Below are 14,875 nucleotides of genomic sequence, written 5' to 3'. Positions count from 1 at the left end.
GCGAGATTAACTAAGGTAGTGAGGCTACTGGAGAATTAGAATAAGTCTCGAGACCTTAAGTACATACACTACAAAAGCTTTGTTTATGGATAAAGCCAATTAAATAGCATAGGTATTACAAAAGTATTTTCTGTGTAATATTATTTTCAGCTAACTCTCTCTGGATATAATTCAGCGTAAGGATGTATAACTAGGTTTCGCACTAGATATATTTACCACAGGATGATTATCATGGTATTACAAAAACTTGAAAGTTCCGCTATTGAAGAGTATTTGAGTAGTTATGAATGGGCTGTAAAAGATAATGCTAATGTACCTAAAGCTGTAACCGGTTTGCTGAGCCATGTCCTAGGTTCAGCTCTCTATGAGGAGACACTAAGGCTTCTGCCAATGGATTCGCTTAGGCTTCATGAAGATGGATGGATCTATATATATAAGATTAGAGATGGATCTATAGTTAAGCCTTATTGTGGTGGAATAGACTCTAAACCTATTGTGGAAAGAGGTCTCAAAACCCCTACGGTTGCTTCTAGACCACCAAGGCACCTAGATTCTGCTGTAGATCAAGTTATGAATGCTGCCTACATCTTTAGCCAGGAGAGAACAGGTGCTATAGGTCTTTATGGAATTGATGTAACTCTAGCTCCATTCATAAGAAGAGACAAACTCGACTATAGAGCTGTTAAACAAAACATTCAGCGCTTTATCTTCAACATGAACTACCCATTAAAAGCTGGACAAAGTCCTTTCTCAAATGTTGTTTTCGCTATAAGCAACAAGTTCTATAGAAGCCAGCCAGTACCTTTACCGGAACAAAAGTTTAGGTTCGTTCTAGATACTTATGAGAACTATATCGATGAAGCTGAAATAGTCTTGAAGGCATTTACAGAAGTGTTTGTTGAAGGAGATGCCCTACATCAGCCATTCACATTCCCTATACCTACAGCGATAATGAATAACGATATGGAGAAGATACTTAATAGCAATGAGGATCTAGGGAAAAGCTTCTGGGGTATGGTTGCCAAAGTCGGGCAGATGTATTTCCTAAACGGCTATCGCCACAAAGCTGAAGACTTATTCAGTTTCTGCTGTAGATTGTTGAGCGATATGGGTAGAGTTAGAGAGATTCTACATCAAGCTAAAGGTATGTGGGATATGCCTCCGTCAGTTGGATCCATAAATGTTGTTGTAATTAATTTACCGAGACTAGCTATGATCGCTAGAATATCAGATGAGAGAAGAATGTTCGATAAACTTGATGAACTGCTAGAGATTGGCAGAGAAACACTTATGTGGTTTAGAGCTAGATACCAAAAACTATTTGCGGAAGGCATGTATCCAATGACTAAAGAATACATAGATCCTACAGATCCATTCAAATTCTACTACAACACAATCGGTGTTATAGGTATGGCCGAATATGCATCTGTAATGATGGGGAACCCATTTCTCTGGCTAAAGATGCAGCCTTCTGATATACCCAAGGTTGTTAAGCTATATAGCGATATACTTAGATACATAAGCAAGAGGCTTCAAGAGTTTGAAGAAGAAGATGAAGTGCTATATAATGTTGAAGAAGTACCGGGAGAAACACTAGGAGTCAAACTTGCTTGGAAAGATGTATCTTTTGCTAAAGAGCTCACCAGATCTGAAGATCTCTCTATCTATATACCTGTTGGTGAAGTTGATGGAAGAAAGAACCCCTTCTATACAAATCAGCTTACACCACCCTACACAACTCTACACCTCAGGCATCAGCTAGAGATAGAATCACAATGCCAGAAACTCTTTACAGGTGGCGTAATTAAACACGTGTTCGTGGATAAAGAACTTTCACTAGAGACTGTAGCTAGATTTGTTACAAGAACTCTTAGAGAAACAGACATAGTCTATATGTCTATAACACCTACGGTAGCTGTATGTCCTTCATGCGGACATAGATCGATAGGTAGAGTAACCAGATGCTCAAATTGTGGAGCACCTATGGATTTGTGGAGCAGGATAGTGGGGTATTATAGACCAGTTAAAGCATGGAACAGCGGAAGAGCTGCAGAATTTAATTTAAGAAGAGATCTATCAAGAGAAGTAGAGGAACTCGCTATATAGATTACGTGAAACTGTAGCTCTTCTCCTACCTGATCTACAAACCATATATATTTGTTCTCTGGATATACTACACGGGTACCTAAATGACTAAGGTTGTTGCAGCTATCCCTGCTGGTGGAGAAGGAACTAGGCTTAGACCTTATACAGAGGTTATCCCTAAGCCTATGATACCTATAGGAATTGAGGAAAAACCTGTCCTTGAATATGTTATTAAATGGTTGAAGAAGTTCGGTATAGATGATATAGTTCTTCTTGTTGGATATAGATGGAAACAAATAAGAAACTATTTTGGTGATGGATCTAGATTTGGTGTAAACATTAGGTACAGTATAGATAACGATAATTATAGAGGTACAGGTGGAGCGCTACTGAACGCCTTTAAGAATGGGTTTTTCGATAGCGATATAGTTTTGGTATGGTATGGAGATATAATTGCTCCCATAGATGTATCTAGCCTAATTGCTAAACATATTGAAAGAAAAGCTGATATCGTTATTGTTTTAGCTAATAGATACAAAGTTCCCGTAGGTGTTGCTAAAGTTGATAAAGATAAGGTTATAGGGTTTGAGGAAAAACCTTGGATAAACCTGTATGTATCTCTAGCTATACTAACCATTACGCCACAATTGTTGACATATGCTGAAGACCATTTAGGAACATCATTCGATATTATGGGGGACCTCATACCGTGGATGGTGAGTAGAGGGTTCAATGTTATTGCATACGAGTACCATGGTTCGTGGTACGACATAGGTGGTGTAGAACAGTATAAGAAGTTGTGTCTCGATGATGTAAAGATCTTTGTTCAGGAGTAGAGTCTTGGATAAGATACTTGTTTTTACATATACAGCTGGCTATAGACATAGCTATATAACTACTGCTATAGAAGTTTTAACCAGATTGGGAGAGAAAACAAATCTTTTTGAGGTTTATGCTACAGAAGATTTAGAAGAATTCACAAATACTACATTAAATAGTTCAAAAGCAGTTCTTTTCCTAACCTCAGGCGATATACCTTTTTCTGAAGAACAGAAGAATCTATTGATAGAATTTGTTGAAAGTGGTGGAGGATTTATTGGTATACATAACGCAGCAGATACTCTATACAGTTATCCTCGATATGGTGAAATGATTGGAGGATACTTTCATTCACATCCATGGAAACAAGAAGCTGTATTCATCGTGGAAGACACTAATCATCCTGCAACGAAACACTTACCCAAGAGATTTAAAGCATACGAAGAGATATATGTCTTTAGAAACTGGATAGGTAGAAATAGAGCAAGAGTCTTGATAAGCCTGGATACATCTTCCGTAGACTTGTCTATTTCATCAAAAGATGTTAGAGACTACCCCATGTCTTGGTGCCATAGCTATGGAGATGGTAGAGTATTCTACACAGCTTTTGGTCATCAAGTTAAGAGATGGAGAGAAGAGTGGTTTCAAAATCATATCTTAGGAGGTATAGTGTGGGTCTTAGATAAAGAGCTTTTAGATCGCCAGACGTATAGAGGCTAGATATTTATAGCGATAGATATAGGTATGTTCTTCAAAGCCTGTTTTATTTAAATAATGGAGGTGACAGCTCTTCACTATATAGAGAACCATACCATATCTATTCTTAAAGATGCTTTGTCTTACCTTCCGAAAATCTGGGTATCGAGTCTTTCTCAACACTTTCCTCAAAATTCTAGACCTATTGTTTTGATTATTAAAATGACATCTTTATGTAGAAGCCATGATAATGGTGTTCATGATTCTTATATTTATGAAGAAGAGTTTGGTTAATTGCGGAGAGATTAAGATAGCTAGACTAACAACAGATGATTCTAGATAAAGCTAGATACGTGATATGCCTACTAATATCTAGAAACTGTTTATGGGGAGAACTATGTAAAAGAAAAGCAATCCTCAGACTATGGATAGAGATTATTGATATAGATAATAGGAAACAGATCAACATGATGTTCAAAGTGAATGAATATAAACAACTCTTTTCTACAATCTTCCAAAAACCCTATACTATATAGAGAGCTAGGTTCTTCTAATTCCTTTGAGTTAATAGTAAATTGTTTTTAGCGGAAGCCTCAGTTTGGGCTATCTCTCTAACGTTATAGCTCATACCTCATCAAAGATGTAGATATATAATCTTAGCATAAGCTTAACTTCTTTGATCAAATACTCGAACACTAAGGACACATTATCTAGAGCTACATAGGTATATCCATCTACTGAACAACATGTACAAGTATCTGAACAAACATAGTTCAAGGTCTAAATTGAAAACCACTACAAGAGTAAGATAAAGATCGGGTGTGAATTTTGAGTGTAGAAAATAGATCTACAGTATTAGCAACAATAGCCTTAATATTAGGTATATCGCTAGCTCTAACACCATATCTACTGTATATATATAGAGAAAAAACATATACACAAACACATACCGCTACTATTGTAACTCTAACAAAAACGCCAGTAATTACAGAAAAACATGAACACATAGATAACAGATTCAAGGATATCTTAGAGCATCTACTTCAAGCAAAAAGCTTATACAATATTGATCAATCGCTATATCAAATGCTATTCAGAAGACGTGATACAGCATTAGCAAAACTTATGATACCAAAGTCAGAGGTATCTGAAACAAGGGTATCTGAAACAAATGTACAGGTTGTTGGTGTTGATGAACCTGATATTGTTAAAACGAATGGTAAGCTCATAGCTGTTGCAAGTGGTTCTAGTATCTATGTAGTTGATGCCATAGGTAGGAAAGTTCTAAGTATACTTAACTTCACAGGAGAAGTAGCAGGACTATTCCTTTATGGTGATACCCTAGCTACTGTAGTACAGCACTACACGATTATGCCATTTATACCATTAGAAGTAGGTGTAGGAAGCAATCTCAGAGCTTTAGTATCTCCAGGAACAGTAAACACAAGTGTATTCGTTATAGATCTTACTGATGCTGTAAACCCAAGGATAAAACTAAGCTTAGAGATTACGGGAGACTTCTTAGATGCACGGAGAATAGATAACTACGTATACCTAGTGCTAACTCAAGCTCTAGACCCTAATTTCATCAGTAAATCCACACTAATTCTGCCTTTCGTAAATAGTGAACCCTTGAACCCAGAGAATATCCACATAATAGATCAAGCACCAACAAGCTACGTAAACATAGCTGTAGTAGATCTAGTGAACTCAACATATAATGTTGAATCCTTCTTAGTGAGTAGAGGAAGTAGGATATACATGATCCCTGGAAAACTATACATAGTATCAGACGAAATCCCGCACCGCTTAGTAATTGAAAAAGTGTTGGAGAAAGCCTTGATCTTGCTTCCCGAAGAAATAACGAAAAAGATATCCGAATACATGGTCTCTAAGGAAATAGATAGAGCATACCAAACACTTATCGAAAGCATTAGTGCTCTTGATGAACAAGAGATTAGAAAGCTCGTAGATGAGATAAATAAGGAGTTATCAACCATAGATGTCGAATTAACTAGAGTATATGTATTCAATGTGCAGGAATTCTCTATTAGGTTAGCGAACTACTTCAAGGTTCCTGGGAGATTGCTGGATCAATTCGCTATAGAGGAGGTAAACAACATAACGATTCTAGCAACTACAGTCTCTAATTTAAAGCCTAAACTATATGTCGATAAGATATATTACCAATACACAGATAATACAACAGAAGTTAAAATACAGGTAGATGAGTGTAGCAACTCAATATGTACACAGAAAACGATAACGATTACGAGACCTAGAGTTGAAGAAAAACAGAGAGAACCCTCATACTACATAGGTTTAACGTACGAGTCTAGCTCAGAATCAGAAAACAATGTCTATATATATGATGCAAATACATACAAACTTTTAGGAAAACTTGAAGGACTCGCAAAAAGTGAAAGAATATATTCAGCTAGAGTTGTTAAAAACATACTATTCCTTGTAACATTTAGAAACATAGACCCCCTCTTCGCTATAGATATCAGTGACCCAACTAACCCAAAGGTGCTAGGCTTCCTAAAGATACCTGGATTCAGTGAATACCTACATCCATTACCAAACAATACGTTGCTAGGAATAGGCATAGAAGGTTCCAGCCTTAAGATATCTCTATTCGATGTCAGTAACTCTACGAATATGAAGGAGGTATCCAAGATCTACATCAGAGATAGTTATAGCGAAGTCTTGCACAATCACAGAGCTGTTACACTAGATATAGAGTTTGGTAGAGTATACATGCCGGTAATGATATTCTGGCAACAAGAAGGCATAGCCGTAATACAGATTAAAAACAACTCAATATATCTAACAACAATACTAATGCATCAAGGCTCTAGAAGAGCTATATACATAGGCAACGAGCTCTACACAGTATCACTAAATAGCATAAAGATATACGACTACCAAACATTAGAAGAACTATATAAAATACCACTAACTAGATAACGATATAGATCTCAACCACAAACCTACTAATAACACAATACTATTTTTCTACAAACATGTTCTCTTAGCAAATCTAGAACTCTATTGATAGGTGGCTCAAATTCTATTCTTAAGCTTTTAATGGTGGTATCATCAACTCCAGGATGGATAACTATGTGAAGGGGTTTACGTATTTCACGGTAGAGTGGTGAAAGTATGTAGATCCCTTTAACACAATCTCTAACTATATAAATGTTAGCTATATATGCAAGAGCATCTGGACCATATGTATCGAAACTTCTTACATCAATGTAAATGTTTTCGTGAGGTCGTTAATTAAGATAGATATTGAAATCCCGAGCCACGTAGCAGTTTTCACACCCACCTACTACCACATCTTCGAGAACCTCAATTTTAAGATTTTTATATAGATCACATAAATTGTACACAAAATTCACGTTAAGCTCCATATCTAAAGAAAATAATATACATACATTTTTGTGTAGCCGATATCAACCACATTCAATATGTTTTCAGGATACGATTGTGAGAGAAGTTAAAGGCATTATACTGTGTGGCGGGCCCGAGGGGATTTGAACCCCTGACCACCGGCTTAGAAGGCCGGCGCTCTATCCTGGCTGAGCTACGGGCCCATTGTGTGGCGGCTGTGTGTTTTATTTGTGTGGTTGGGGTTTTTTAGCTTTGTTTCTCTAGATATTGTTTTATTCTGTTTCTCAGCATTTCTTCTGCTCTATTTGTTTCTAGATCTATTATGCCTGTTATGTGGTCTCTTTTTCCTCCTGCTTTTATTGGTATTTCTTTTGATATTTGTTCTATTAGTTGTTTTGCATCTACTTTTTGTACCGCTTCTTTTCCTAGAGATATCTCTATGTATGTTTTGTTGTTCTGAGGTATAAGTCCTATAAAGAGGAGCTCTGGTTCCTGTTCTATTGCTTTTAATGCTATCTCTTTTAGTAGCTCTTTATCCTCTACATCTACCCGATGTATGTAGAGCTTTACTTTATCGAGAGACTCTAGTCTGTTCTTTATTGCGTTAAGTGTTTCATTTATGTATAGAGATCTATATGTTTTGAGCATACTCTTTATATCATTTAACTCTTTCACAAAACTTGGAATCCTTTTATCTACTTCTGCTGACGATACATTTAAAGCTTTAGCTATATTCTGAAGCTTGTTCTCAAGATCATGAGCATAGAGAGGTACAGCTGTTGCTACAGTATACTCAAATCTTACAATACCGTCGGCTATCTTTTCAACATTTACAATCTTTATTGCTCCTACCTCACTCGTATTCTTGACATGTGTACCAAAGCATGCCTGAGCATCCCATCCAGGTATCTCTACAACTCTTATTGTTGGTGTCATAGGTACTCCTCCCTGGTATAGAGTAAAACCGTAGAGTTTTTCGGCATCATTTCTGGGTAAGAACTGTATCCTTACATCTATAGCATTATCAACAATATTGTTAGCCAGCTCCTCGATCTTAGTTATTTCTTCATCTGTAAGCATTTTGTAGTGAGTTACATCTAATCTAGCCTTTAGTTCTGTTTTTTCAGCACCTGCTTGCCATACATGATCTCCTAAGACCCTCCTTATGGCTCCTAACAGTATATGGGTAGCTGTATGGTGCCTCATTCTCCTGTATCTCGCAACCCAATCTATCTCTCCTTCAACTTCTACACCATCACTCAAACCCTCAGTTGAATCAACAACGTGAACAACAACATCATTTACCTTCTTAGTATCTAGAACCTTAAGCGCCTTTCCATCTATATAGAGATAACCTCTATCACCAAGCTGTCCTCCTCCCTCAGGATAGAAAGCAGATCTATCTAAAACAACATATTTTTCATAAACACCTAGAACTCTAGCCTTAAATCTTCTGACATACTGATCAATATGGAATAGATGTTCTGTTGAAGAATATCTTGAAGCCCATTCAACAACATCCTTTGGGAGTCTAACTTCTTCAACTTCCTTCAAGATCTTTGGTCTACTATGTCTAGATGCAACTATCGAATAGAAGTTTTCTGGAACCTCAACCTCTTTTCCATATCTTTTCTCAATTTCTTCGACAAGGATCTCTGGAGGTATTCCATGCGAATCATATATCTCAACCAATTCATCAATACCTGGAGGTCTTGATGAAAATTTTGATACTATTGCTGATACTCTAGATAGTACTCCTCTATATCTTTCTTCTTCTAGTTCAACCATCTCTAAAACTCTGTCTCTCGCTCTAGCCATATTTGGATACATATCGCTCCAATAGCTTAGCTGTCTAGCTATAAGTTCAGCTAGTTTAATCTCTTTATTCAATTTATTCAATTTCCTCAGAGTTTTTCTAATCACTAATCTCGCTAGATAACCCTCACCACTATTTGAAGGAACAATACCATCTGACAGCATAAGGGCTATAGTTTTGGTATGATCAAGAATAGCATAGAGATCAAATACTTTTACTAACTGTTCCTCAACATCTTTTGCAGATATTCCAAGTCTTTGGGCAACAATTGTATATAGAGTATCTCTAGATACACTCTTTGCTTTCGAGAGATTCAGAAGAGTCGCCATGAGTATATCTCTCTTTGGTTCAGGTAGAGACAGAACCTTATGGAACTCTGATAGAAGTTCTCCATAGACTGCATGAAAAGCTGTTGGTGTTTTCTGTAGAAACCAAGCTATCCTCTCTATACCGTATCCAGTATCAACAATCTTTAGAGGGAGCTCTTCATAATCATTACCAGTTGCTTTATACATCATAAAGACTAGTGTAGCAAGCTCTAGACCTCCTACTGATACCTCGAAACATGGTCCTGCATTACCTCCTCCTTCCCACCACGATTCCTTAAACGTTACCTCATCTTCTGGTATACCGAGTTCTTCAACAAAGAATTCATAAGCATACTCAACCGTTTCATCTGTCCAATAAACAAACTTATCCTTATAATTGAATGCATGATGACCGCCCATTATGAAATTCGTTAGATGTCTACCAAAGGTATGACCTATAGAATCTATATCCTCTAACCTTATACAGGGTTGTGCAATAACTAATGGATTGGCTGGTGGAGGTACAAGACCTGATGTTACATGCGGCTGAAACACAACTATGCTTGCTATAGTTAGATATAGATCCTCTCTCCATCTAGCTACAACAGGTTTAGGCTCAATAACCTCATGACCACGTTTTTTGAAGAACTCTAGGAATAAGTTCCTAACCTCTTTATAGCTCGACCTCTTCTTGCTTGAGATATTTAGGAATGTATAGTCTGTACAAGGAAAATCTCCACAGTCATCTCTTACCATAGTACTCCAGAAATAAGATTTACAGTAATTGCACTCCTGTCTAAGATGTCCTCTACTACTGAAGAGCCTTACTCTAAAAACTGATGTATCAGCTATACTCATCATTATACCTTTACAGAGCTATAGCAATTAATAAAAACCACTTTATACTAATCCGGATTTCGACTCTATATACTTAACCGAAAAGCGCTGCCAATCCTTCAGCTAGCTGTTCTTCTGATACAGCCTCCTTCTTTTCCTCTTCTTCCTTCTTTTCAGCAGAAGGTTGTGCAGCTTGAGCTACTGGAGCAGTAGTAGCAGATGTTGTTGCTACTGGCGTCACAGGCATAGCCAAAGATGTTTTCAGCACATCATCTATGTTTATCTCCTTCACAGCTGCAACAAAAGATTTCAACCTTATATCATCTACAGCTATACCTGCTGCTTCAAGTACTCTTCTTAGACTATCTTCTGAAATCTCTTTTCTAGCGGAATGTAATAATAGTGTTGCATATACATACTCCATACGTTTTACACCTTGAGGTAGATCTACGGCTTGCCCTCTTATAAATCTAGATAACTCTATCCATTTGCAAGGGTTATTAAGTGTTTCCATCTAAAAAGGTTTAACTACAGCCTCTATACCTAAAGAGCTTTTAACATAAGAACTAAATATATGAGCATACTGGCTCCTATACCCATCAACAATAAGGAGTCTGGGTCTAGCTTCATCAACATAGTACACAAGCTCATTAAAATCAGCATGACCACTTAAACCCACTACCCATGATCCACCCAATCTGACAACAGTTTTACCGTACCTGCCTGTTACAAGCACATGTGAGATACCTTTTCTCCTCCTAAGGAAACTGTATCTAGATGTTAAAGCAAACTCTATATACCATCCACTCCTTATAATTTCTTCAGCTTCTCTCGATCCTTGATGAAAAACATCTGATGTTCCATAACCATGCCTATTGAGTACACAGTATATGTTCCACTGACTAGATGACAGAATGTATGGAGCGTCTATGCCCCATTGACGAAGCTTCAGCATAACATCATTTATCTTACCATGATAGGCATATATAGCTACAGGACCTTCTGTCAAAAGCTTTTTTAGTAGCTTAACGAACTCATTCATAATGGCGTCCTCGTTTTCTCTAACATATGATGGATCTCCATAAGTAGCATCAACAACAAGTGTATCGAGATCCTTAAGTATCTCTGTTCTTATACCTGGTGCTCTAAAGTCACCTGTATAACCAATGCAAACATCTTTAGTGTCTAGAACTACTTGAGCTGATCCAGGTATGTGATCTGCTTTAGCTACCGATAACTTGAGCCAACCATTCTGATCTATGTTCATGCTCTGTCCATAGTTTAATGCTATAGCCTTGTTCGTAGGAATAGTGTAACCCATGACCTTCAGTATATCGAGGGTTATTGGTGTAGCAATAACGTGTTTACAGTATATAGCGCTTTTATCGAGATCCACAATATGATCAGCATGTATATGTGTTATAAATCGAAATAAGCAGCCATCCTCATGACCATCAACACAAACACTATGTGGAAACAATATAGCGCCTCTCCTACCTATAGATACATCCATGACTTCAGCCCCAGCAAATCTCTATAGATTATTCTTTTAAGGTACTATCACAGCTATACAGCTTCACAATATATAGCTGTATCGTTAAATAAAGTCGTCTAAAACCCCATATTCACCTGAATACTCATCCAGTAGATCTTTATCATACCAGCTTACAGGAGGATTACCGTATCTTATAACAGGTTTATCGAGTCTTGAGAGAAGAACCACTCTACTGGGAACACTTTCAGAAACAATATTGTACCCTAATCTATTAGCTATCTCTATAGCTATCTCTCTAACCTCTTTATGGCTAGGCATATCATCTCTACTCAACCTCAATATTGATGTCCCTATATGCATATACGCTTTAATCTCTATAAAGGTTGGTTCAGCTATCTTCAGCAACTTCACCCACTCACTAACTGCTCTAAGATTCATATTGAAACTTCTAATCAATGTCAACCTAACAACTGTTGGAGATGAGAAGCTCGGTAAAACCTCTAAAGTCTCTAGGGTTCTCTTCCATAGATTTGGATAGACAGGGTTATTGAAGTATCTATAATTATCTTCATCAAATGCCTCTAGAGATACGTAGAGTTGTGTAGGTTCTGTACCCAAGTTGGCAAGTATCTCTGGCCTTATCCCTCTTGTGACTAGAAATGTTGTTAGATTCATTCTATGGAATTCCTCTATAAGCTCGCCAAGCCTTGGGTAAAGCGTTGCTTCACCAGTTAAGCTTATAGCTACATGCTTCGGATTCAGAGACTCTTCGTACATCTTCCTATCCACGTTAGGATACTTCTTATAGCCGCTCACAGTTCTCTTATGTTCTTTCACGACCATTTCTGCTATGAATCTAGGATCATCAACAGCCTCTATTGTTCTGAATCCATGATCTGAACCAGGTCTATATCTCCAGCAATGTAGACAGTAATTCCAACACCACAATACAGCTGGAGAAAACTGTATACATCTATGGGATTCTATACCATAGAATTTAGCCTTATAACAGAACATTTTTTCGGTAAGCGTCTTATGGATCCAGTAACACTTCTTTACAGCACTATGACTTCCCACAATATGGTACTTCTGTTTATGCAGAATATTTAAAACCTGATCATCTCTCTGATGAACAGCTACAGCGTTGTAGGTCATAAATATGCAGACCTTTACCTCTCACTTTGCGAATTCTACAAATAACATAAATTTTAGAGCTATAATAAATGTTGTGTAGGAGAGTGCTGAAGTATGAAAAAATGTGTTATTCTCTTCCACGGAGATTGCGATGGCGTTATTTCCGCTGGACTGTACATTAGAAGATTCTTGAGGGATCTATATCCAGGACAGGTAATACTGAGACACTCTCATCCATGGCGACTAGCACTAGATCTAAAGAAGATTCTCTCACAGCAAGATATAGATATCATAGTTCTAGTTGATCTAGCATTGAATATCGATGACCTATCACTATTGCTGGAAGCTGTTAAGAGAAGAATATCGATTATAGTTATAGATCACCACCAATCATCTGAAAAAGCGTTAGATGAGCTGAAGACTATAGGTAATACCAAGATATACTGGTCAACACTTCAGTCAACACCTCAAGTACTTGCCCAATCCGTTCTAAGAAATTTGAACAACTATGAACAGATGCTCGTTACCGTTGCTAATGTTTGTGAAGGTGGATCCACAGAAGATGAATATGTTAGGAGTATAGCTGATAAGGTTAAACTTGTTTTAGCTGTTGAACCTACAAATAACAACATCATCTATAACTCAATAGACAGTATAGTGAAGGGTGAAGAATTCTGGAAGATACAGCAATTCGATGAAGTTTACTGGAAGGCTAAGTGGCTCTTAAGTCTCCTAATAAAGAAGATACAGATTAAGGCTAAGAGTCTATGTGGATGGGATATAGCTACATTCACTTTTCCAGAATCACTAATTTTTGCTGGTCTCTTTGGTATAGCTTCATCAGAGTACATGAAGAAAGCTAAGAGATCTGTAATACTCATTAGGGAAGAAGAAGATAAGTTTGTTATAACCATTAGGTCCACAGAGAAGAGAGCTCTAGATACATGTGGTAAGCTAGTAAGCCATATAGATAGCGGATCTAAAGGTGTTTTTGGTGGACATAAAGAAGCTGCATCTCTCACCATAAGGAAGACTTGTACAGTTGATGACCTCCAGAAGATTGTTGAAGAAGGTTTGAGAAAACATCTATGTGTTCAGCCATGAAGATATGCAGCGATATCGACCAATCTAGTTGCACAATCATAGCTAAGATCCTTAACATGTATAAAAAGGAGTGGGTTATAGTTATAGTTGGTCAAACAAGTATAGAGTACATAGGTAGAGCATCTTCATATGCATATCCCGCTAACCGTATGATTATAGCTAAGCCAGATGGATCTCTATTAGTTCACGAATCAACACGTGTAGATCCACTCAATTGGCAACCACCGAAATCTTCATCATACTTTGAGTGCGTAGGAGATAAACTTAGGCTTAGATCTACTAGAGATAAACCTTATGAAGAAGTCTTCATAGAGTTCATCGAGATAGACTTCATAAAGATATGCAAACTCTCGACAACAAAACTCAGTATTGTAGGAAGAGAATCAGATTTAATTAAATTGATTGTTTCGAATCCACAGGTTTTGACCCTAGCTGAAGAAGTCTCTATAGTTGGTATAGATATACCTACACCTTACGGTAAGATAGATATACTGATTAAGAAAGACAACACCATGATTGTAGTTGAGGTTAAGAACGAAAAGGCTGGTGTTCCAGCTGTTGCTCAACTCAAAAGATACGTGGAATACTATCTATCCCAGAACCACAAAGTTGAGGGAATATTGATTGCCCCCGAAATTACTCAAGAAGCATTAGCTTTAATGAATAGAGAAGGTTTTAGGTTTATAGCTCTTCATGAACTTGTGGGTAAGAGCAGACCTAATCCGACTCTAGAAAAGTTCATTAATATAAACAAGACATAGATTTTAGAGGTGCAGGATCTTGTCTACCGAAATCTTGGATAATATTCCACTAGTTTTAAGAAACGCTATAGCTATACGTGAATCTTCAAGAAATGCTAAAAGAAATTGTCTGAAGATATTGATAGAGCTTAACCCGGATATACTCACATCTCATGGAGAAATACCTGGAGGATTGATATCGATGTTAACTATAGCTGTAGCCGAAGCTCTTGCAACTACATCTATTCAGAGTAATAAGGCGCTTCTAGTCGTTAACCATAATGTACATTTCTTAAAGCATCCCGAAACATTAAATGATATAGAGATCGAAAGTTGCACATTAAGTAGAGGTGAACGAATACTCAACATATCTTCTTACACAAGATGTGGAGAAACAGATGTAGCGTATGCGCTATCCACGTTTGTTGTGGAAGGCGATTAA

11 protein-coding genes and 1 tRNA gene are annotated in these 14,875 nt (G+C 37.3%); 7 read left to right on the top strand and 5 right to left on the bottom strand.

The genetic code is table 11. From position 1 onward, the window contains the following. Positions 1-231: 231 nt before the first annotated feature. The 4 genes from nrdD (at position 232) to QXK50_00955 (ending at position 6,570) form a co-directional block, all read left to right on the top strand. Positions 232-2,106 (top strand): anaerobic ribonucleoside-triphosphate reductase, encoded by a 1,875-nt coding sequence (gene nrdD, locus QXK50_00970; protein MEM2007734.1) that lies wholly within the window; start codon positions 232-234, stop codon positions 2,104-2,106. 83 nt (positions 2,107-2,189) lie between these two features. Further along, the gene (locus QXK50_00965; protein ID MEM2007733.1) at positions 2,190-2,921 is read left to right on the top strand and encodes a nucleotidyltransferase family protein; all 732 of its coding nucleotides are present in this window, start codon (positions 2,190-2,192) and stop codon (positions 2,919-2,921) included. A gap of 4 nt (positions 2,922-2,925) precedes the next feature. Beyond that, on the top strand, positions 2,926-3,624 hold the full coding sequence (locus QXK50_00960) for a ThuA domain-containing protein (GenBank protein MEM2007732.1): 699 nt from the start codon (positions 2,926-2,928) through the stop codon (positions 3,622-3,624). Between the two features lie 804 nt (positions 3,625-4,428). Beyond that, positions 4,429-6,570, top strand: a complete 2,142-nt coding sequence (locus QXK50_00955; GenBank protein ID MEM2007731.1) for a beta-propeller domain-containing protein — start codon at positions 4,429-4,431, stop codon at positions 6,568-6,570. A 554-nt stretch (positions 6,571-7,124) separates the two neighbouring features. On the opposite strand, the gene QXK50_00950 is transcribed toward QXK50_00955, so the two are convergent. The 5 genes from QXK50_00950 to twy1 all read right to left on the bottom strand — a co-directional run bounded on the left by QXK50_00950 (position 7,125) and on the right by twy1 (position 12,610). Further along, positions 7,125-7,202: transfer RNA gene (locus QXK50_00950), tRNA-Arg, on the bottom strand. Positions 7,203-7,245: 43 nt separating this feature from the next. Further along, entirely contained in the window at positions 7,246-9,981 is a 2,736-nt protein-coding gene (gene alaS, locus QXK50_00945; protein MEM2007730.1) for an alanine--tRNA ligase, read from the bottom strand. A gap of 73 nt (positions 9,982-10,054) precedes the next feature. Further along, the gene (rpl12p, locus tag QXK50_00940) at positions 10,055-10,384 is read right to left on the bottom strand and encodes a 50S ribosomal protein P1 (GenBank protein MEM2007729.1); all 330 of its coding nucleotides are present in this window, start codon (positions 10,382-10,384) and stop codon (positions 10,055-10,057) included. A gap of 90 nt (positions 10,385-10,474) precedes the next feature. Further along, positions 10,475-11,473 (bottom strand): hypothetical protein, encoded by a 999-nt coding sequence (locus QXK50_00935; GenBank protein MEM2007728.1) that lies wholly within the window; start codon positions 11,471-11,473, stop codon positions 10,475-10,477. Positions 11,474-11,557: 84 nt separating this feature from the next. After that, positions 11,558-12,610 (bottom strand): 4-demethylwyosine synthase TYW1, encoded by a 1,053-nt coding sequence (twy1, locus tag QXK50_00930; GenBank protein ID MEM2007727.1) that lies wholly within the window; start codon positions 12,608-12,610, stop codon positions 11,558-11,560. 93 nt (positions 12,611-12,703) lie between these two features. On the opposite strand from twy1, the gene QXK50_00925 reads away from it, so the two are divergent. From QXK50_00925 to QXK50_00915, 3 genes are read left to right on the top strand one after another with little or no spacing between them, the layout of a single operon-like run. Next, positions 12,704-13,693: a hypothetical protein gene (locus tag QXK50_00925; GenBank protein ID MEM2007726.1), complete on the top strand. Its 990-nt coding sequence runs from the start codon at positions 12,704-12,706 to the stop codon at positions 13,691-13,693. After that, positions 13,690-14,454 (top strand): endonuclease NucS, encoded by a 765-nt coding sequence (locus QXK50_00920; protein MEM2007725.1) that lies wholly within the window; start codon positions 13,690-13,692, stop codon positions 14,452-14,454. The genes QXK50_00925 and QXK50_00920 overlap by 4 nt, the downstream gene beginning before the upstream one ends. A 19-nt stretch (positions 14,455-14,473) precedes the next feature. Beyond that, positions 14,474-14,875, top strand: coding sequence for a hotdog fold domain-containing protein (locus QXK50_00915; GenBank protein ID MEM2007724.1), 402 nt, complete (start codon positions 14,474-14,476; stop codon positions 14,873-14,875).

It is taken from the genome of Ignisphaera sp., from assembly GCA_038831005.1.
Taxonomy (GTDB): Archaea; Thermoproteota; Thermoprotei_A; order Sulfolobales; family Ignisphaeraceae; genus Ignisphaera.
This window is presented reverse-complemented; position numbering and strand designations above follow the sequence as displayed.